Origin of the sequence: Tamlana sp. 2_MG-2023 (assembly GCF_030548465.1) — a bacterium.
Classification (GTDB): Bacteria; Bacteroidota; Bacteroidia; order Flavobacteriales; family Flavobacteriaceae; genus Pseudotamlana.
Genome location: NZ_JAUOSF010000001.1, coordinates 631,563 through 653,280 on the forward strand (window position 1 = coordinate 631,563; position 21,718 = coordinate 653,280).

Below are 21,718 nucleotides of genomic sequence, written 5' to 3' on the forward strand. Positions count from 1 at the left end.
AATTTTTTTAAAACACTTAATGGCAATAAATAAGGAGTTGGAATTAGCTTGGTCGTTTGTTAATAATACAAACCGATCTATATTTTTAACAGGAAAAGCAGGAACCGGAAAAACCACATTTTTACATCGTTTAAAAAAGGATAGTTTAAAGCGTATGGTGGTGGTAGCGCCAACAGGAGTTGCAGCTATAAATGCAAAAGGGGTTACCATTCATTCTTTTTTTCAAATGCCTTTCGGGCCTATTTTACCAGACACCGATTTAAATGCCTCCCAGGGTTTTAATAGAAAGTTTAGTAAAACGAAAATCAATATTATTAAGTCTATGGACTTATTGGTTATTGATGAAATTAGTATGGTTCGAGCCGATTTACTAGACGGAATTGATAAAACACTACGCCGCTTTAGAAATAGAGAAAAGGTTTTTGGAGGCGTTCAAGTTTTAATGATTGGAGATTTACAACAATTATCGCCAGTTGTAAAAGAGCAAGAGTGGTCGTTACTAAAAGCACATTACAGAAATGCTTTCTTTTTTAGCAGTCACGCCTACCAGCAATGCGATGCGATTTCTGTTGAATTAAAACACATTTATCGTCAAGAGAACCCTAAGTTTATTCAGATATTGAATGAAATTAGGAACAATGCCTTGACTGAAGCATCGGCTAATGAATTAAACAAACGATTTATTGCCGATTTCACGCCTAAGCCAGATGCGGGGTATATTTCACTCACCACACATAATAACAAAGCTGAAGCTACCAATAAAGCAGAACTCGATAAATTAACTACAAAAACATTTACCTATAGAGCAGATGTAGAAGGGAAGTTTCCAGAGTACGCTTATCCTAACAATGAATCTTTAGATTTGAAAGTTGGGGCACAAGTGATGTTTGTTAAGAATGATAGCGATCCTGCAAAGCGTTATTTTAATGGGAAAATTGGAAAAGTGATTTTTTTAGAAAAGGATGAAGTCGTAGTACATTGTCCTGATGACGATTTTAATATTGAGGTGAAACCCGAAATTTGGGAAAACATCAATTATACCGTAGATAAAGAAACCAAAGCCATTTCCGAAGAAAAAATAGGGTCATATACCCAGATGCCGTTGCGTTTAGCTTGGTCGATAACCATTCATAAAAGTCAGGGTTTAACCTTTGAAAAGGCCATTATTGATGCTCAAGGTGCTTTTGCACACGGACAAACCTATGTGGCATTAAGTCGTTGTAAATCTTTGGAGGGCTTAGTTTTAAAAAGCAAAATTCATTCTAATCAAATTATTAGCGATAGTAACGTGATTACTTTTAATGAAAACGCCGAACAAAATGCTCCCGATGATTTGGTGTTAGAAGCCTCTAAAAAAAGGTTTCAACTCGATTTAATTCATGAAATTTTTGATTTCTATGCGTTTTTATATCCTGTAAATCGAATTTTAGATATTTATTATAAAAATAGAACCATTATAGAAGGTAAGTTAGAAGATACCTTTCGTCCAATAAAAGATAAAATTGCGAACTTTTTAAAAGTAGCCAATGGTTTTAATATTCAGCTTAGGCAAATAGCGGAAGAGGAAGGGTTACCAGAATCTAGTGCTGTCATTCAAGAACGCTTTAAAAAGGCGATTACCTATTTTAAAGCAGAAACAGAAACTGTTATTACTACACCATTAAAAACTTTTGGATTTACTACCGATAATCAAGCGGTTGGAAGTGATATTACTAAAAATTTAGATGCTTTTGAAGAATTACTTGCTGTGAAGCAGTTGTATTTTAATAATTTACAAAGTGGATTTAATACGCAAAACTTCTTAGAATTACGAGCTAAAGCTGTGTTCCAAGGAAAAGAAAAGCCCAAAAAATCTAGAAAGACTGTTGTTGATGGAACCAGTCACGTGGAGTTGTTTGAATTGCTGCGTGTGCTTAGGAATGAAATAGCCGAAGATAAAGGCTTAGTTCACTTTCAGGTATTTACCCAAAAAGCACTTTACGAAATGTGTGAAACACTCCCTACAAATAAAGCGGAATTACTTCAAGTGAATGGTATGGGAAAAACACGTGTTGAGAAATACGGAACGGCTATTTTAAAAATTATCAACGAGTATTGCGAAGAAAACGATATTGAAACAGCACATGATGTTGAAATTTTTAAAGAAGCACCAAAAAGGAAAAAAGGAGACACTAAAAAGGAATCGCTTCAGCTTTATAAATCAGGTAAATCAATTAAAGAAATTGCAGATCTTAGAGAACTAAATGAAAACACCATTCTTGGGCATTTAGCTACTTTTTTACCAACAGGAGAGGTGCAATTATTTGATATTATTTCCGAAGAAAACTATAATGAGCTCAAGAAAATCATTCCAAAGAAAACTTTTGAAAATCTATCGGATTTAAAACAACAATTGGAAGATAAGTTTTCTTATTTCGAATTGCGCTTGGTGTTGGAGGAGTTGGATTTAGTCAAAAATTAAGAAGTCTTGAAAGTTAAAGAGAGGAACAAGGTTTTGTTTGTTCAAATAATAATTTATTTGTATATCCGTTTTGTAACCTAAACATTGTATTTACGTCATTCCGAATTTATTTCGGAATCTCATAAAGCTGATAATTAATATATTGTGATGAGAACCTGAAACAAGTTCAGGTTGACGATAACAATTATGTCACATTACGGATAATCAGTATAATTTATCTAAATTAGTGATCATGAATATAATCATGAAATCGGTAATAAAAACCTTAGAAAATGTTGAGGTTGTTTTAACGAATCTTACCAATGAAAATTACTCAAACGCTTCAGTTGGACCTTATTATACCTCTGTAGGTTCTCATATTCGGCATATTTTAGATTATTATATGTGTATTTTGTCTAAAAATGAAGCCGGAATGGTCGATTTAACGGCTAGGCGAAGGCAAGTGGCTGTGGAGGAAAATTGTCCGATTGCATTAGATTATTATGAAACAATAAAAGAATTGTTAGTTTCAAGTAGATTACCACTAAATGAACCAGTGGTTGTTATTGATGATTTAGGTTTAGGTAAAATAGAATTAGACTATACCTATGCTGCACTTCTATCGCAGGCAAATAGCCATACCGTTCATCATTTTGCTATTATTAATTACATATTAACACAGTTGAATATTCAAATAACAGATGCTAATTTCGGATATAACCCATCTACACCAAAATATATAAAGGCTGAATAGTTTTACTTCTTAAACATGCTGCGCATAATGGTTTGCAAGCCTTTAAACACCATAAAAACAGCCATGGCACAAACAGCACTCCCAATAATTAAAAGCGGGTAATAATAAGGTGATTCTGGTTTACTGTAAGCAAAACTTAATAATATAGGGCCCATAAAAAGACTTAACACAGAAAAAATTAAAATTTTAACACCCTTAAATAATACGGCTTTGTCTGTTCTATTTTCTTCCATCTGTATAATTTTTAATAGCGTTTCTAACGCTTTTATATTCGGTTAAAAGTTTTGAAGCTGTTTCAGATGAAACGTTAATTTCATTCATAATCATGCGAATACCACGATCAACAAGCTTATTGTTACTCAGTTGCATGTCAACCATTTTATTACCTTTTACATGTCCTAATTGAATCATCGTTGCAGTAGAAATCATGTTTAGCACTAATTTTTGAGCCGTTCCTGCTTTCATTCTAGAACTTCCTGTAACAAATTCCGGACCTACAACAACATCAATAGGGAATTGTGCGGTTTGCGATAACGGACTATCCTGGTTACAAGAAATACTACCTGTTACGATGTTATTCTCATTACAAGCTTTTAAAGCCGATATCACATAAGGCGTTGTTCCTGAAGCCGCAATACCTACAACAACATCTTTTTGAGTGATATTATAGTCTTGTAAATCCTTCCAACCTTGAGTTGTAGAATCTTCTGCAAACTCAACAGCTTTTCTAATGGCCGAATCACCACCAGCAATTATTCCAAGAACTAAATCGAAAGGCACGCCGAAAGTAGGTGGGCATTCCGAGGCATCAACAACGCCTAAACGTCCGCTTGTTCCAGCGCCCATATAGAATAATCGTCCGCCAATTTTAAGCTTTTCAACAATTTGAAACACTAAAATTTCAATTTGTGGTAAGGCTTTTTCAACGGCAGTTGGAACGCTTTTGTCTTCGTTATTAATGTTTTGTAGTAATTCTGAAACCGACATCTTTTCCAGATGGTTGTGATTAGAATCTTGCTCGGTTGTTTTTATAAAACTCATAGGTCAAAAATACGTATTTTTTTAGTTTGAAGAAGAAAAAGGCTGGCTACTTTACGGTGTTCTATTGTTAATGTTGCTTTAAAAATTCAGAGAAAAAAGTATCATAAATTTTAAAGTATGACATAAAAAAAGCCCCTTAAAAATAAGAGGCTTTTGTAAAATATATAAGAATAGATTATTCTATAATGGTGTTTAATGTAGCACTTGGTCTCATGACTTTGCTAACTAAAGCATCATTTGGTTCGTAGTAACCACCAATATCGGTTGCGTTACCTTGAATATCATTTAATTCAGCTACAATTTTAGATTCATTTGCCGCTAATTGCTCTGCTATTGGAGCAAATTCAGCTTTTAAATCTGCATCAGCATTTTGTTTTGCTAATTCTTGAGCCCAGTAAAGTGCTAAGTAAAAATGACTTCCTCTATTATCTAACTCTCCAGCTTTTCTAGAAGGGCCTTTTCTGTTTTCAAGTAATGTACTTGTAGCATCATCTAAAGTTTCACCTAAGATCTTAGCTTTAGGGTTATTGTTCACATTACTAAAGTGTTCCAAAGAAACCGCTAAAGCTAAAAACTCACCTAGTGAATCCCAACGTAAGTGGTTTTCTTCAACAAGTTGTTGTACGTGCTTTGGAGCAGATCCACCCGCACCAGTTTCAAATAAACCACCACCATTCATTAAAGGAACGATAGATAACATTTTCGCACTAGTTCCAACTTCTAAAATTGGAAATAAATCTGTTAAGTAATCACGTAATACGTTTCCAGAAACAGAAATAGTATCCTCACCTTTTATAAGGCGCTCACATGTAAATAATGTCGCATCGATAGGCGATAAGATTCTTAAATCTAATCCCTTAGTATCGTGATCTTTTAAATATGTGTTTACTTTTTTAATAATTTCAGCATCATGTGCTCTGTTTTCATCTAACCAGAATACCGCAGGCGTTTCAGAAGCTCTAGCACGTGTTACAGCTAATTTAACCCAGTCCTGAATAGGTGCATCTTTAGTTTGACACATTCTCCAGATATCACCTTCTTCAACAGTATGCTCTAATAAAGTAGCTCCAGAAGCGTCAATAACTTTTACAGTTCCGTTAGATTCAATTTCGAAAGTTTTATCGTGAGAACCGTATTCCTCAGCTTTTTGAGCCATAAGGCCAACATTAGGAACCGTTCCCATAGTTGTAGGATCGAAAGCACCATTCTTTTTACAGAAATCGATAGTTGCAGAGTAAATTCCAGCATAACTACTATCTGGAATAACCGCTTTAGTATCTTGAAGGTTTCCGGCAGCATTCCACATTTGTCCAGATGTACGAATCATTGCAGGCATAGAAGCATCAATAATAACGTCACTTGGTACGTGCAGGTTTGTAATACCTTTATCTGAATTTACCATCGCGATAGCAGGACCATTCGTGTACGCTGCTTGAATGTCAGCTTCAATAGCTTGACGTTCTTCAGTAGGTAATTCTTGGATACGCTCTATAACGTTACCAAAACCAGAGTGTACATTAACACCTAGTTTTTCAAAAGTTTCACCATGTTTAGCGAAAACATCTTTAAAAAATATTTCAACAGCGTGACCAAAAATGATAGGATCACTTACCTTCATCATCGTTGCTTTCATGTGTAATGAAAACAATACGCCAGTTTCTTTAGCATCTGCCACTTGTTGCTCTAAAAAGCTTAATAACGCTTTTTTGTTCATTACAGTAGCATCTATAATTTCTCCTTCAAGTAAAGACAAGCCTTCTTTTAAAACCGTAGTGTTACCATTAGCATCTGTATGCTCAATAGTAACGCTTGTTGCAGCAGGGATTGTAGTAGATTTTTCGTTGTGAGCAAAATCACCTTCGCTCATTGTAGCCACGTGAGATTTAGAATCGCTAGTCCAAGCACCCATGGAGTGCGGATTCTTTTGCGCGTAATTCTTAACCGCTTTAGGAGCACGTCTATCACTGTTTCCTTCACGTAAAACAGGATTTACAGCACTACCTTTAATTTTATCGTAACGCGATTTAATATCTTTTTCTTCAGCTGTATTAGCCTCATTAGGGTACTCAGGAATTTTAAAACCTAAACCTTGTAATTCTTTAATCGCTGCTTTTAGTTGCGGAACCGATGCACTAATGTTTGGTAATTTGATAATATTAGCTTCAGGTTTTTTAGCCAATTCTCCTAGAATTGCTAAATCATCAGATACTTTTTGATCTTCTGTTAAGAAATCTGGAAATACAGCTAGAATTCTTGCCGCTAAAGAAATATCTTTAGTTTCAATGTTAATTCCAGAAGATTTAACAAATGCTTTAACAATAGGTAAAAGTGAACGTGTTGCTAACGCCGGAGCTTCGTCCGTTTTTGTGTAAATTATTTTAGACATTAGTGTCGGATTTATGTGTTGAATTTTTAGTTACTAAAAAGACGTAGTTTAGAAAGGTTCTTTTTTAGCGATGCGAAGATACGAAAAATGATACTTATTTTAATTCAATAAACAAGTGAATAGTTTTTAGTATAAAATTTTTATAATAATGATAAAAATGCCGTGTAGAAGTACGAATTTGACAATATAATTGTGAAGATGTTATTAAAAAACAAAAGCCATATCCCTGCAGAATTTAATCTACTTTGACATGGCTTTCCTGAAATAACTTAACGTGACCTAATTTTAGTAATACCCTAAAAACGCTTAACATATTCAATTAAACATTCGGTTCAAGTGTTGTTATTTCAATGAAACATTCATTTAATTTTCAAAATGTATTGACTTATTAACTAAATGCTTCAGTTAATTGTTTTTTTATACTAACAAATCCTTACTCGCTTACACGATGATTTATATAGTAATACCTTTAATTAGTATGTTCTTAGCGATTATACTATTTAAAAGTCCCATGTTTTCAATATTTATTTGCCACGATATTAAATTTGCGACTATTTCGAACATGCTATGGTTTTTTACTTATTCATTTTTTACATGAAGTATAAAACCTAAAAAAACAACTATTATATGTAATAAGAACTTTTAATTGTTTTACTAAATTACGAAATATATGCGCGGTTTGCAAATATTTTAACATATTATATATCAACAGGTTATAAACATGTTTTATTAACAATTGTTCATAAAAAAAAGCCCTGATAAAAATCAAGGCTTTTTAAGTCTGCTAATGCAGTTGTATTATGCTTAACGTCTACGCTCAGTAATTCTGGCTTTTTTACCAGTAAGACCTCTAAAGTAGTAGATTCTTGCTCTACGCACTTTACCACGTTTGTTAACTTCAACTTTTTGTAATGCAGGTAAGTTAACTGGGAAGATACGCTCTACACCAACTGTTCCTGACATTTTTCTAATTGTAAAAGTTTCTGAAGATCCAGATCCTCTTCTTTGAATTACTACACCTCTAAAGAACTGAGTTCTAACTTTTTCTCCCTCTCTAATTTCGTAGTATACAGTAATTGTATCACCAGCTGCAAATTCTGGGAATTCCTTTTTTGTTACAAATTCGTCTTGTACAAATTTTACTAAAGATTCCATATCTTTATATTTTATAATTATTTATTCAGAACAACATTCACGATTCTCGCCAGAGGTTAACCCGAAATTGGCTGCAAAAATAATCATTAATTACGTATTTGCAATCTTTTATTTAATTTATTTTGGTGTTCCTTGCAGGTCAGGCTATACGCTATATCTTTTTTGTAATGAGCTTATTATTTGGTGTTTAGGTTTTTTTAGAAGATGTTTTGGTTTTCCTTTTCAAATTTACAGCAACAAAAAAGGATGCCGCTGCTATCCTTAACACGGGGTGTACGTTTCTTAAGAATGTGTTTTGTTAATTTGACTATTGACTATTGACTATTGACTATTGACTATTGACTATATGTTGAACTGGGAATTTTGACGGAATACTGGTGACCAGTGATGATGTTGAAAGGTTTATGCATTTATTCGTTGAACTGTTTATATGTTTGACTGAAAACTGCGACTTACACTGGAAACTCGATATGAAAAAGTAAACTCAAAACATCAGGAATGAACAGCCTTAAACTTCAAACCTGAAACTCTTGAAAAATTTTTCCCTTTTCATTATTCATTATTAATTATTAATTGAATTGGTGATTTAGACAGAAGACAGAAGACGGTTGAGCGTGGGTGACGTTGAAATGTTTGTTCGTTTATGCGTTGAGCCGTGTATTTGTTTAACTGAAAACCGTGACTGAGACTGCGACTAGAAACTCCACATGAAAAAACAAACCCAAAACGTCAGGAATAAACAACTTGAAACATTAAACCTGAATCTAATCCTCTAACAAATCAGGTCTGCGTTCCTTGGTTCTTAAATACGCTTGTTCTTCACGCCATTTCTCTATTTTAGGTAAGTTTCCGCTAAATAATAATTCAGGAACCTTGTAACCTTTATATTCTCGTGGTTTGGTATAAATAGGAGGCGCTAACAAATTATCTTGAAAAGAATCAGTTAGGGCAGAAGTTTCGTTTCCTAAAACACCTGGGATAAGTCTAATTACCGCATCGCATAATACAGCAGCGCCCAATTCACCCCCAGAAAGGACATAATCACCAATGGAAATTTCACGAGTCACAAACATATCACGAACCCGCTGATCCACACCTTTATAATGTCCGCATAAAATAATAAGGTTTTCTTTAAGCGATAATTGGTTAGCAATCCCTTGTTTTAGGGTTTCACCATCAGGCGTCATATAAATGATGTCGTCATAATCGCGTTCAGACTTCAAAGCAGAAATACACTTGTCAATAGGTTCAACCATCATAACCATACCAGCACCACCACCAAATTGGGTGTCGTCAATAGATTTATAATTATCAGAGGTGTAGTCTCTTAAATTATGAAAGTGAACTTCCACCAAACCAGCTTCAATAGCTCGTTTTAAAATAGAAGCTTCAAAAGGACTTTTAAGTAATTCGGGTAAAACCGTTATAATATCTATGCGCATGATTCATTTAAAAAGTGCTGCAAAGATAATTTAATTGTTTGATAGTTTGTTACGTGAATTTAATGGCATGATTTATAAAAGCTATAACTTCTAAAGAATCACTTAATTTTTAAGTATTAGTATAAAGTTAAATTTTACATAAAGGCTATATGGTATAAGCCATTTTATCTAAATTAGTTGCCAAAATGAATAAGTATTAAGCTTTGGTAAAGAGATATAAAACAACATGTTTTTTGTTGCTAAAAGCCATAGGTTTCAGTACATTTGTGCACTTAAAATATTAAACAGAACTACTTATATATAACTAAATAACTTTAAAATGAGTGATAAGAAAAAACAGTCATCTGTAACTTTCGATGTGTTAATTGAAATCCCTAAAGGAAGTAGAAATAAGTATGAATACGATTTTACACTACACAAAATTAGATTCGACCGTATGTTATTTTCTTCTATGATGTACCCTGGAGATTACGGTTTTATTCCAGAAACTTTAGCGTTAGATCAAGATCCTTTAGATGTTTTAGTTTTGGGACATCAACCAACTTACCCAATGGTGGTTATGGAAGTAAGACCTATTGGTGTGTTTTACATGACAGATGAAAAAGGACCAGATGAAAAAGTTATTTGCGTACCAGTTTCAGATCCTATTTGGAGTAATAAAACGGATATCGCGGATTTAAATCCACATAGATTAAAAGAAATAGAGCACTTCTTTCAAGTATATAAAGACTTAGAAAAGAAAAAAGTTGATACAGGTGGTTGGGGTAATGCTGAAGCCGCCATAAAAATTTACCATGAATGTGTTAAACGTTACGACGATAGCGAACATAAAAAGAAAAGAACCTTTACCATATAAGTTCTTTTTGAGAAGACCAATTCAAAACCATCCTGTTTGTAAAAGCAGGGTGGTTTTTTAGTATTGGTAAAACTTAAGATTCATCTTTGGTTTTACGACATATTTCGCATATGAAAAACTAATTAACAAACAAATATCATAGTATTGTAAATATTATAGTTTATGTGGTGATTTGGTATGGAATATTTAAATTAACCTAGCTTTTTTTATCACTTTTATTTTTCCTATTTTTAACAAGATTTAAAAAAACAACTAATTATTAAATGACTGACTAATTATGGAATTAATCGTGAAATTTTTACCGCTTTTTGGTGTTTTAGCCTTAGCGTTTGTGTTTATTAAAAGTGCTTGGGTCACCAAACAGGATCAAGGTGATGAAAAAATGAAAAGAATAGCTAAAAACATTGCCGATGGTGCGATGTCTTTTCTCAAAGCCGAGTACAAAATATTATCAATTTTCGTTGTAGCAGTTGCTATTCTGCTTTATTTCAAAGGGAACTCTGAAACCGGCTCTAATGGTATGGTGGCTGTTTCCTTTATTGTTGGCGCTATTTGTTCAGCATTAGCTGGATTTATTGGTATGAAGGTCGCTACCAAGGCCAATGTGCGTACAACCAATGCAGCAAGAACATCATTAGGAAAAGCACTAGAAGTAGCTTTTGCTGGGGGTGCAGTGATGGGATTAGGTGTTGTAGGACTGGGTGTTCTTGGGCTTAGTGGATTATTTATGATTTATAGTGAAATGGGCTGGGGACTTAATGAAGTTCTAAATGTACTTTCAGGATTTTCGCTTGGTGCTTCTTCTATTGCATTGTTTGCTCGTGTTGGTGGTGGTATTTATACCAAGGCTGCCGACGTAGGTGCCGATTTAGTAGGTAAGGTGGAAGCAGGTATTCCTGAAGATCACCCATTAAATCCAGCAACTATCGCTGATAATGTTGGTGATAACGTTGGAGATGTTGCAGGGATGGGAGCCGATTTATTTGAGTCTTACGTAGGATCAATTATAGGTACGATGGTTTTAGGAGCTTTTATTTTAACGCCAGATTTTAACGGATTAGGAGCTGTGTACTTGCCTTTAGTGCTTGCTGCCGTAGGGATAGTAATGTCTATTATAGGTACCTTTTTTGTGAAAGTAAAAGATGGCGGAAATCCGCAATCGGCTTTAAATATTGGAGAGTTTGGGTCTGCGGGTTTAATGGTTATCGCTTCATATTTTATTATTAATACTTTAATCCCTGAAACTGTTGAAGGTTTGCCTTTTGGTGCTATGGGGGTGTTTTGGGCAACTATAGCAGGTTTAGTAGCAGGTTTAGCTGTTGGAAAAGTAACTGAATATTATACAGGAACAGGTAAAAAACCAGTAATGTCTATCGTTAAGCAATCGGAAACAGGTGCTGCAACAAACATTATTGCAGGTTTAGGTATCGGGATGATGTCTACAGCTATTCCAATTCTTTTAATAGCAGCAGCTATTTTAGTTTCTCATCATTTTGCTGGTTTATACGGTATTGCTATTGCAGCGGTTGGAATGCTTGCAAATACAGGAATTCAGTTAGCGGTTGATGCGTATGGTCCAATTTCAGATAATGCTGGAGGGATTGCAGAAATGGCAGAATTACCAAGTGAAGTTCGTGAACGTACCGATAAATTAGATGCAGTAGGAAACACAACTGCAGCGATTGGAAAAGGTTTTGCAATTGCTTCCGCAGCGTTAACGGCATTGGCTTTATTTGCTGCTTTTATGAAAACAGCGGGAGTTGTAGCAATCGATGTGTCGAAACCAGATATTATGGCTGGATTATTAGTGGGAGGGATGTTACCTTTTGTGTTTTCAGCACTTTCAATGAATGCTGTTGGTCGTGCAGCGATGGCTATGATTGAAGAGGTGCGTCGTCAGTTTAGAGACATTCCGCAGTTGAAAGCCGCTTTAGGGGTGATGCGTAAATATGATTCAGACATGAGTAAGGCAACGCCTGAGGATCGTGCTATTTTTGATGCTGCCGATGGTTATGCAGAATATGATAAATGTGTTGATATTTCAACAAAAGCTTCAATTAGAGAAATGGTATTACCAGGTCTGTTGGCCATAATAGTACCTGTAGCTGTTGGTTTTATTGGTGGTGCTGAAATGTTAGGCGGATTGCTTGCTGGCGTTACTACTTGTGGTGTGTTAATGGCGATTTTCCAATCTAATGCCGGTGGTGCATGGGATAACGCTAAAAAAACCATTGAAGAGCAAGGTAGAAAAGGTACAGAAGCACATAAGGCCTCTGTGGTTGGTGATACCGTTGGAGATCCGTTTAAAGATACTTCAGGACCTTCGTTAAATATTTTATTAAAATTAATGTCGGTGGTAGCTTTAGTTATCGCTCCTAGTATTGCCATTTCTGCTGATGCGTTAACCGCTTATTCTTCTGAAGAAGAAATTATTGAACAAGTTGAAGTTGTTTCGGTTACAAAAGAAGTTACTATGGATATAACAGATAATGAAGATGGAACAGTCAAAGCAGTTATTACTACGGTAACTACGACTGATGATGATGTAGCAACTAGTTATACTACATTTCATGGTACTGAAGAAGAAGTTAAAGCACGTATAGAGGCATTAAAAAGTGAAAAATAAATAATTAAAATAGAAACTGTTTCAAAAATGTTCGAGGACGTCATTCTGAACTTGATTCAGAATCCTAACAAATTGAAAAACTAATTATGGGGAGAACCTGAATCAAGTTCAGGTTGACAGAAAGATTATTTTTTATATAGCTTTTATTTAATAAATTAAAAGTCTCGCTTAAAATAAAAAACCACGTGAATCACGTGGTTTTTAGGTTTTATAAGTTTTATGCAGCGTAACGAGTTCTTAAAACAAACCGTTAATTTCAGCGTCTATGGTGTTTATGATACTTCCTAAGTCCTCTGGATTATCAACAAAATCTAGTTTGTCTACATCAATAATAAGAAGTTTTCCTTTGTTGTAGCCATGAATCCAAGCTTCGTAGCGTTCGTTTAAACGACTTAAATAATCAATACTTATGGTGTTTTCATAATCGCGACCACGCTTTTGTATTTGGGCTACTAAGTTGGGAATACTGCTTCTCAAGTAAATTAAAACATCGGGACCTTGTACTAACGATTCCATAAGTTCGAAAAGCGATCGGTAATTTTCAAAATCGCGATTCGTCATTAAACCCATGGCATGTAGGTTAGGGGCGAAAATGTGAGCATCTTCATAAATCGTTCGATCTTGAATGATATCTTTTCCGCTTTGGCGAATTTGTAAAACTTGACGGAATCGGCTGTTTAGAAAGTAAACTTGTAAATTAAAACTCCAACGCTCCATTTGATTGTAAAAATCATCTAAATATGGATTGTCTACAACATCTTCTAATTGAGGTTCCCACTTATAATGTTTAGCGAGTAATTGGGTGAGTGTCGTTTTTCCTGCGCCAATATTTCCAGCAATAGCAATGTGCATCGTTTAATTAGTTTTTAATTTAAATTCCTGTATGCTCTTATTGGTGTAAATATACAAGGTTTCATTCGTTACAAAAAAATCATTTATCAATAAATTTCCTGTTTTTATTGGGGTCAATTGCTCACTGTTTTTTTTCATATAAAATAAAGTATTTTCTTTTTTTAGTATGATGTTTTCATTGCTTTCAGCGAAAGATGTGAACCCCGTATTTTTCATTTTCTTAATTAAACTTCCAAAGTAGTTATACATATATAGGTAGTTCTCTGTGAGGAGCCAACAGTAGTTGTAATTACTTTTTAGATCTAAAACAGCACTTTGCACAGGAACCGTTTGAGCGCGAGAGCTCTTAGTTTTATAATCAAAAAGTTCTAGTTTTTGAAGATCTTGATTGAAAATCCAAATGGTATTATCATAACCTGCAGATATTTGAGATACATTCTTATAAGGGGTTATTTGATTGAAATCAATTTTGAAAATTTCCGCTAGCCGGTTGTCCAGAATAATGACGGTATTAAAATCTTTATAAAATAAATTGATCTTTAAAGGATTAAAAGTGTCAACAGTAAATAAATCTCCCAGTTGCAAATTGCTAAACGTGATGGTTTTTGAATCATCTTTTTTATGAAACACATTATTAGTAACATAGTATGCCGAGCCAAAATTATCAATGGAGATAAGCGTTTCAGCGTTTAATGCCTTGGTTTTTAAGAATTCAGCCTCTATAGATTCTTGAGCGAATACAGTGGCTGAAATTAAGAATAATATGATTTTTATTGATCTCATAGATGTTGTGAAATTACAAAAACCAATTCGTTTATCACCAGATAAAAAACAACCTAAATTCTAGATGAATTCAGAAATACACGACGGTTGGTTGTTTTAAGTTTTTTTTAACATTTTACAATTAAACTAATAGATTTGTAATAGGTCTTATAGTCATTAAAGCAAAGACTTTAGTGACTAATTAAACATGTTTTTTATGATTTTTAAAATTTTAAGACCTAAAATGGCTTTACTGTTCTTAGCTGTTTCATCTCCCATATTTGCTCAAAAAGATTTTCAAGGAAAGGCCTATTACGAATCTAAAACGTCCATTGATATGAGCAATTTTGGAGGTAGAGGTATGAATGAAGAGCGAAAAAAGGAAATTGCTGCACGTATGAAAAGCGCTTTAGAAAAAACTTTCATACTAACATTCAATCAATCGGAGTCAATTTATGAGGAAGAAGAGCGTTTAGATGCCCCTGGTGATAGCAGGTCTATGCGTTTTGGTATGATGGCTGGTTCGGGTGGCGATCAATATAAAAACATAAAAACACAGCAAATATCTCAAACACAAGATCTTTTCGGGAAGCAATTTTTAATAAAAGATAGTTTACAAAATTTAGACTGGAAGATTACTGGTGAAACGAAAACCATTGGAAAATATATGTGTTTTAAGGCAGAAGCCATAAAGCCTAAAACAGGCATTGATTTTCGTGACTTTAGAAGACCTCCTCGTGACGACGAAAAACCAAAAGATTCTATAAATGCTAAAAAAGAAAATCAAAAAGAACCCGTTCAAGAGATTTTGGTGACAGCGTGGTATACACCACAAATACCTGTAAATCTTGGACCTGATGTGTATTGGGGTTTACCTGGTTTAATCTTAGAAATTAGTGCAGATAATACCACGATACTATGTTCTAAAATAGTAATTAACCCTTCAGAAAAATCAAAAATAAAAGAACCTACCAAAGGAAAAGAAGTGACTCAAACTGAGTTTGATGAAATTTCTAAAGCCAAAATGGAAGAAATGCGAGAAATGCGTGGAGGTCGTGGCGGAAGAGGCGGTGGCGGACGCCGATAAAATATAAATAAATCAAACCTTATTTTATGAATAAATTAATCGTTTTAACCTTTCTGTTAGCTACAATAACGCTATCCGCTCAGGTTAAATTTGAAGGTGTTGTTAAAGACAGTGTCGGTATTGCTTTAGAGTTGGCAAATGTTATCGCCATAAACAAAGAATCCCAAAAATTAGAGGCCTACGGTATTACGACTCCAGAAGGCCGTTTTAGGTTAAGCCTTGAAAAAAACGCCAATTATAATATTCAAGTGAGTTACATTGGGATGAAAACATTACAGCTTGAAATAGCAGCTACCGATAAAGACATCACTAAAAATTTCATCATGGAATACGATAATACTTTAGATGAAATCGAGCTGGTATACGAAATGCCCGTAACTATAAAAGGAGATACCATAGTTTATAATACAGACTCCTTTACCTCTGGAACAGAACGTAAACTTGAAGATGTTTTAAACAAGTTACCCGGCGTGGAGGTTAATGATGATGGTGAAATAGAGGTAGAAGGAAAAACAGTTGGCAAAGTCATGATTGAAGGTAAAGATTTCTTTGATGGCGATTCTAAGCTTGCCACAAAAAATATTCCTGCTAATGCGATTGATAAAGTAGAGGTTTTAAAAAATTATGCTGAAATCGGACAACTAAGTGGGGTGACAAATAACCAAGATAATATTGCTATAAACATTAAGTTAAAAGAAGGCAAGAAGAATTTTTGGTTTGGCGATATTACTGGAGGTGCAGGTGTGGCTACTAGTGATGGGCTATACTTATTTCAGCCAAAGTTATTTTATTACAGTCCAGAATACAGTATCAACGTTATTGGTGATATCAATAATATCGGAGAAATAGCCTTTACAAGACGCGATTATTTCAATTTTACAGGTGGTTTTAGGAGTCCGAGTAGAAATAGCGGAACCAATATAGACTTAGGCAGTAATAGTTTAGGTTTTTTAACAGCTCAGAATAATAGGGCAAAGGAAATTAATACCAAGTTTGGTGCTGCGAATTTCACGTATTCACCTAAAGAAACTTTAGATTTAAGTGGGTTTGCTATTTTTTCAAACAGTAAAACAGTAATGCAAGAGAATAAGGCCACTCAATATACCGATCCAGAATTAGGAATTCCGGATGAACTCTCACAAAGTAACACAGTACAAAGAAGCGATTTAGGTATGTTAAAGTTTAGTGTGGCATACAAACCTAACACAAACAATCAATTGGATTACGATATTTTGGCTAGAACATCAAAAGAGTCGCAAGAGCAATTATTTTTATCTTCTATTAACGGTGATATAAACGAGTTGGAGAATGCGAATCCTTTTAGTGTTAATCAGAATTTTAATTACTATTACACCTTAAATGAAAAAAATATTTTTGCTGTAGAAGTTCAGAATTTGATTCAAGATGAAGACCCGTTTTACAACGCATATTTAGAGGATAAAGCCAATTATGAAGATGTGGCAGATGCCTTGGGTTTAGATGATTTTCAAACGGGATATAACGTTTCACAGGAAAAACGAGTAAAATCAAATCAAACAGATGCTAAAATTGATTATTGGAATATTTTAAATCAAAAAAGTGACTTAAATATCACTTTAGGAACCATCTACAGCAAGCAAGATTTTAATTCCGATATTTTTCAAACTTTAGACGATGGAACAGATCAAGATGTGACGCCTACCATAAATGATGGGTTAGGAACCAATGATGTCAGCTATAGATTTAGTGATTTATATGTAGGAGCACATTACCGATTAAAAACAGGTCTTTTTACTTTTACTCCTGGTTTTTCCGCTCATGCCTATAGTTCAAAAAACGAACAGTTTAATGAAACGTACGTTGATGATTTTTTCAGACTGTTACCAGATTTCAATGTGATTTTACAGTTGAAAAAAAGTGAACAAATAACTTTTAATTATGCCATGCAAACCGATTTTACAGATGTAAATCAACTAGCGGAAGGTTTGGTGTTAAATAGTTATAGCTCTATTTATGCTGGAAATCCAGAATTAGAGAGTGCCTTGTCTCATAAGTTAAACTTGTCTTATTTCAGTTTTAATATGTTTAACTATACAAACGTTAGAGCTCGAATTAATTATAGTAAAACGGTTGATAGAATTAGAACAAGCTCTCAATTTGTACCTGGAGGAGTAGTACGAGTAAGTTCTCCTTTTAACTCAGGATTGGCCGATGAAAGTGCCAGTATCAATGGTAATTTTGAAAAAACCATTGGTAAATTTAGAACGACGTTAAGTGGAAATTTAAGTTATAATAAATTTAATCAGTTTGTAAATAATCAGGCGTCTACCAACGAAAATTATGCACAAACTTATAGAGCTAGAGTAAGAACTAATTTTAGAGAAGCACCAAATTTTGAACTCGGTTACCGTTATTCAATTCAAGATAACGATCAAGGAACAAGCAGAACTAAGTTTTATACCAATGCGCCTTCAATAAATTTCGATGCGTTAATTTTTAAAACCTTTACCTTTAAAACCAATTATTCCCACAATAGATTTAGTGATGAATCAAAGACATTAAATACCTTCGAATTCTGGGATGCTTCACTTTCTTATAGAAAAAACAAGGATAGTAAGTGGGAATATGAGCTTAAAGCGACAAATTTATTAGATACCCAATCACAAAACACAAGTAACTCTAATAATATATCTGTAAGTGTTACAGAGTATTACATACAGCCGCGATTTGTTACCTTCAGATTACGCTACGATTTATAAAAAAAGTTTCACTTTTTATTTTGTAGAATAAAGAAACCGTGATATATTTGCACTCGGTTTTGGGGAGATACTCAAGCGGCCAACGAGGGCAGACTGTAAATCTGCTGACTACGTCTTCGCAGGTTCGAATCCTGCTCTCCCCACAAAAATTGAAAAGCAAGCTTTTAAAGCTTGCTTTTTTTGTTTTATTCTATTTTGAAATTTGTTAGGTTTCGTCCATTTTAGTTTTTTCATTTTTTAGATATTTATCTAGAAATTTCAGGATGCTGCTATAAGCTTCTATCTGGTTTTCTTTTTTTACAAAACCATGACCTTCATCTTCAAATAAAACATATTCTACAGGAACACCATTTTTCTTTACACCTGCAACAATTTCATCAGATTCAACTTGTAAAACCCTTGGGTCTTTAGAACCTTGTAGTACGATAAGCGGTTTGGTAACTTTATCGGTATGGAATAATGGTGAAATACGCTTTAAACGCACTGAATCAGCTGTAAATGGATCACCTAATTCTTTGTATAAAGCTTCTCTAAACGATTCCCAGTAAGGAGGTATACTCTTTAATGTACGCATCCAATTGGTAACTCCAAACAAGTTTACACCAACATCAAATTCTTCAGGGGTGTAGGTTAAGGCTGCCATGGTCATATAACCACCATAGGAACCACCAATAATCCCGATATGCTCACCGTCAACTTCAACTTGTTTTGCTAACCAGTTTTTACCTTCTACACAATCTTGTAAATCTTTTTCACCATGGTTTTTATCATCCATTTGAAAAAAGGTCTTACCATAGCCACTACTACCACGATTATTTACTGCTAAAACCGCATAACCATGATTAACTAAATATTGAATTAAAGCACTAAAATTTTGACGAGTTTGTCCGCCTGGCCCGCCATGAACCCATACCATAGCAGGTACTTTGTTTGTTTTAGAGGCTTGATGAGGTAAGTAATAAATAGCAGGGATTTCGGTACCATCAAACGACTTATAACGAATAACCTTAGCTGTAACTAAATCTTCTGGAAGGATATCTTTGTTTAGGACATGCGTTAATTTGGATTGCTTTTTAGTTTCTAAATTGTACGTGTATAGATCGGAAGGTGAATTCGAACCTCCAACATACATGCGCATCCATTTTTCATCACGGCTAAACCCTACACTTGTGATGCTTTGATTATCAAAACTTGGCAGGTTAATGGGCTTCATGGTTTTAGTATCTAAGACTTCAATAGTGTTTTTACCATCTTCATTAATATAAACCACCATGTAATTTCCGTTATGAGTCAGTCTAATTCCTGAGATGTCCCACGATTTTTCAATACGTTTTATCTTTTCTTTTGAATTTAAATCATATGACATCAAGTATGAAAATTCACCACCATCATCAGTAGTATAATAAAACGTTTTATGGTCTTTTGAAAAATCTTGAGCAGAATTGGCACTCAAATTATCATTTATTTGCGTGGTTTCTTTTGTACTTACATCGTAAATGAATAAATCATTGTCATTTGTATTCATGGTTTTTGAGAGTGCAATATAATTTTCATCATCAGACATGGCACTATAGTCTAAACCATCATTATTTTGGTAAATCATTTCAGAAGTGTAATCATCAATCGATAATTTATAGACATCGAAAAATCGAGGATCCCGTTTGTTGGACCCAAAATATAAAAAGTGCTCATCCTTAGACCAGCCATAAAAACTGGATTTAGCGCCAGTAAAAGGCGTAATGTCTTCAATAGTACCATCCAACTCTCTAACAAAAAGATGATTAATTTCATCACCATTACCATCTGCTTGTAAAAGCATTCTGTTATCATTAGGGAAATAAGATTCAGCAAAAAAGGAGGTGCTATCCGATTCAGTAATAGGTGTTATTTCTCCGCCTTCAATTGGGATAGTATATGCATTATATATTCCAGATCGATTGCTTGTGACTAATAGTTTGCTGTTGTCTGACGAGAAACTGCCACCACCAACAGATTCATTATCCATAAATTGTTTAATGGTGTATTGGTTAACTTGTCTTTCAACTTCCTTAGTTTTTTCTTTACAAGAAAAGAAAAGCGTGACAAAAATAAGCCCTAAAATTTTAGTTTTCATGAGGTAAAAATTTTCTTTCTAATTGTATATTAGAGTGTTATTTCTAAATATACAAATTATTGTGGATTATTTAAATCGAGGAATACCACTTTATAGAATTAATGTAGAAAATGGAAAAAAGTAAGGTACTTGAATTTTTAAGCGTAGAGGAAGAGTGTTTTGGCTTTCTTTCATGTTCAGATTTAATAGTTTAAAATTGCAAATATGAGCTATTGAAATAACATTAAAATAGGCTACTTCGTTTCTATTAAAAGAAGTTGAGTTTTTAATTGTTAAGGAAAGCTAATATTTAAACCTATAAACCAATTATTTAATACTATTTAGTAGAGTTGATGTTTCAATAGCTGGATACCAAGCAGAAACCGTAGCGTCGTCTATTGAAAATACAAAAGTGTAGTTGTTAGAGCTCATAGTGCCAACATAAGATTGATATCCAAGTGTTTGACCACCATGCCCCAAGGATAAATTCATGAGGTTAACGACACCAGCTCCATAAGTGACAGCACCAGGTACCATATCATTGAAGTAATCATTTTTAATACTGTTAATTGTATTTAAATCCTTAAATAGTTTGCCTTTGTTCCAAGCTGTTATGAAAGTTTGCATATCATCTAAATTGGATATTATTTCGCCAGCAGCACCAGCCATGGTAAGTGGCATTAATGTTATTTTGTCTTTATAATGCCCTTTTGGCCTTTTGGCATTAGGGAAAATAGAACCTAAGTAAGTGTTTTTTAATGCTAATGGGGCTATTATATGTTCTTGAATATATTCTGGATAAGTTTGTTTTGAAAGTTTTTCAATAATTAACCCAAGTAATATGTAATTGACATTACAATATGAAAATTTTGAACCAGGAATAAATACGTTTTGGTCAGGGTTGGCTTTTGCCATATTAATCAATTTTTCAGCAGTAAAAAGTTCGGAAGGGTCGCTGTGTAATTCAACAACTTTTTCTTCATCTTCTAAAAAATATTCGGGAAATCCAGAGGTGTGATTTAAAAGGTTAATCACCTTGACGGAATCGATATAGTTTTTACTGTCAACAATGAGCAAATCATCATAGAAAGTTTCATTCGGCAGAACAGCAGTGAGATAGTCATCAAGTTTTAACTTCTTTTGTTCTATAAGTTGAAAGATTGAAGCAGCAGTAAACATTTTGGTGCAACTTCCAATTTCATACAAATCATTAAAATCGGTTATTTTTTCGTTAGTTCTACCATCAAAACCACTGTAATATGCTGTTGTATTAGGGCCTTTAATCGTGGCAGTCATTCTACAGCCATTTGTGGTAGCTACTTTAGCTACTAAGGAGTCTAAACCAGATTTAGCCGTTTGCGGAATTTCTAATTTAGGAGTTTCAACTGGAATTTGAACAGCTATTTGCGACTTGTTCAGATGGCTTTTACAAGAAGAAATTATAATTAAAAAAATAATTAGAATTGTACCTTTTTTCATGGTTGTGC

The 21,718-nt window shown here is 34.0% G+C and carries 15 protein-coding genes and 1 tRNA gene; 7 read left to right on the plus strand and 9 right to left on the minus strand.

Annotation, left to right across the window (positions count from 1 at the left end; translation table 11 throughout):
• Window positions 1-19: 19 nt before the first annotated feature.
• Together Q4566_RS02790 and Q4566_RS02795 are read left to right on the plus strand one after the other, a co-directional pair.
• Entirely contained in the window at window positions 20-2,461 is a 2,442-nt protein-coding gene (locus Q4566_RS02790; RefSeq protein ID WP_303418024.1) for a helix-turn-helix domain-containing protein, read from the plus strand.
• 232 nt (window positions 2,462-2,693) lie between these two features.
• Complete coding sequence (locus Q4566_RS02795; RefSeq protein ID WP_303418026.1) at window positions 2,694-3,194, plus strand: hypothetical protein; 501 nt, start codon at window positions 2,694-2,696, stop codon at window positions 3,192-3,194.
• 2 nt (window positions 3,195-3,196) lie between these two features.
• On the opposite strand, the gene Q4566_RS02800 is transcribed toward Q4566_RS02795, so the two are convergent.
• The 5 genes from Q4566_RS02800 to trmD all read right to left on the minus strand — a co-directional run bounded on the left by Q4566_RS02800 (window position 3,197) and on the right by trmD (window position 9,218).
• Entirely contained in the window at window positions 3,197-3,427 is a 231-nt protein-coding gene (locus tag Q4566_RS02800) for a DUF6095 family protein (RefSeq protein ID WP_303418027.1), read from the minus strand.
• Entirely contained in the window at window positions 3,414-4,235 is an 822-nt protein-coding gene (gene murQ / locus Q4566_RS02805; protein WP_303418029.1) for an N-acetylmuramic acid 6-phosphate etherase, read from the minus strand. Before murQ ends, Q4566_RS02800 begins: the two co-directional genes overlap by 14 nt.
• 175 nt (window positions 4,236-4,410) lie before the next feature.
• Window positions 4,411-6,621 carry an NADP-dependent isocitrate dehydrogenase gene (locus Q4566_RS02810; RefSeq protein ID WP_303418031.1) on the minus strand — a complete coding sequence of 737 codons (2,211 nt, stop codon included), beginning with the start codon at window positions 6,619-6,621 and terminating at the stop codon, window positions 4,411-4,413.
• An 804-nt stretch (window positions 6,622-7,425) separates the two neighbouring features.
• Window positions 7,426-7,776: a 50S ribosomal protein L19 gene (gene rplS / locus Q4566_RS02815; protein ID WP_216068447.1), complete on the minus strand. Its 351-nt coding sequence runs from the start codon at window positions 7,774-7,776 to the stop codon at window positions 7,426-7,428.
• Between the two features lie 764 nt (window positions 7,777-8,540).
• Window positions 8,541-9,218, minus strand: a complete 678-nt coding sequence (gene trmD, locus Q4566_RS02820) for a tRNA (guanosine(37)-N1)-methyltransferase TrmD (RefSeq protein WP_303418035.1) — start codon at window positions 9,216-9,218, stop codon at window positions 8,541-8,543.
• A gap of 319 nt (window positions 9,219-9,537) precedes the next feature.
• Between trmD and Q4566_RS02825 the strand changes: the two genes are divergently transcribed.
• Window positions 9,538-10,074 (plus strand): inorganic diphosphatase, encoded by a 537-nt coding sequence (locus tag Q4566_RS02825; RefSeq protein ID WP_303418037.1) that lies wholly within the window; start codon window positions 9,538-9,540, stop codon window positions 10,072-10,074.
• A gap of 277 nt (window positions 10,075-10,351) precedes the next feature.
• Complete coding sequence (locus Q4566_RS02830; RefSeq protein WP_303418040.1) at window positions 10,352-12,700, plus strand: sodium-translocating pyrophosphatase; 2,349 nt, start codon at window positions 10,352-10,354, stop codon at window positions 12,698-12,700.
• Between the two features lie 237 nt (window positions 12,701-12,937).
• Here the strand turns inward: Q4566_RS02830 and Q4566_RS02835 are convergent, their stop codons facing one another.
• Together Q4566_RS02835 and Q4566_RS02840 are read right to left on the minus strand one after the other, a co-directional pair.
• Window positions 12,938-13,552: a deoxynucleoside kinase gene (locus tag Q4566_RS02835; protein WP_216068451.1), complete on the minus strand. Its 615-nt coding sequence runs from the start codon at window positions 13,550-13,552 to the stop codon at window positions 12,938-12,940.
• Between the two features lie 3 nt (window positions 13,553-13,555).
• Window positions 13,556-14,335 (minus strand): hypothetical protein, encoded by a 780-nt coding sequence (locus Q4566_RS02840; RefSeq protein ID WP_303418044.1) that lies wholly within the window; start codon window positions 14,333-14,335, stop codon window positions 13,556-13,558.
• A gap of 196 nt (window positions 14,336-14,531) precedes the next feature.
• On the opposite strand from Q4566_RS02840, the gene Q4566_RS02845 reads away from it, so the two are divergent.
• From Q4566_RS02845 to Q4566_RS02855, 3 genes are all read left to right on the plus strand, one after another.
• Window positions 14,532-15,401, plus strand: coding sequence for a GLPGLI family protein (locus Q4566_RS02845; protein WP_303418046.1), 870 nt, complete (start codon window positions 14,532-14,534; stop codon window positions 15,399-15,401).
• 26 nt (window positions 15,402-15,427) lie between these two features.
• Window positions 15,428-18,139, plus strand: a complete 2,712-nt coding sequence (locus Q4566_RS02850; protein ID WP_303418048.1) for a TonB-dependent receptor — start codon at window positions 15,428-15,430, stop codon at window positions 18,137-18,139.
• 61 nt (window positions 18,140-18,200) lie between these two features.
• Window positions 18,201-18,282 (plus strand) — tRNA-Tyr (locus Q4566_RS02855).
• A 62-nt stretch (window positions 18,283-18,344) separates the two neighbouring features.
• Here Q4566_RS02855 and Q4566_RS02860 read toward each other — a convergent pair.
• Window positions 18,345-20,252 (minus strand): alpha/beta fold hydrolase, encoded by a 1,908-nt coding sequence (locus tag Q4566_RS02860; RefSeq protein ID WP_303418050.1) that lies wholly within the window; start codon window positions 20,250-20,252, stop codon window positions 18,345-18,347.
• Between the two features lie 306 nt (window positions 20,253-20,558).
• Window positions 20,559-21,710, minus strand: coding sequence for a serine hydrolase (locus Q4566_RS02865; protein ID WP_303418052.1), 1,152 nt, complete (start codon window positions 21,708-21,710; stop codon window positions 20,559-20,561).
• Window positions 21,711-21,718 lie beyond the last annotated feature (8 nt).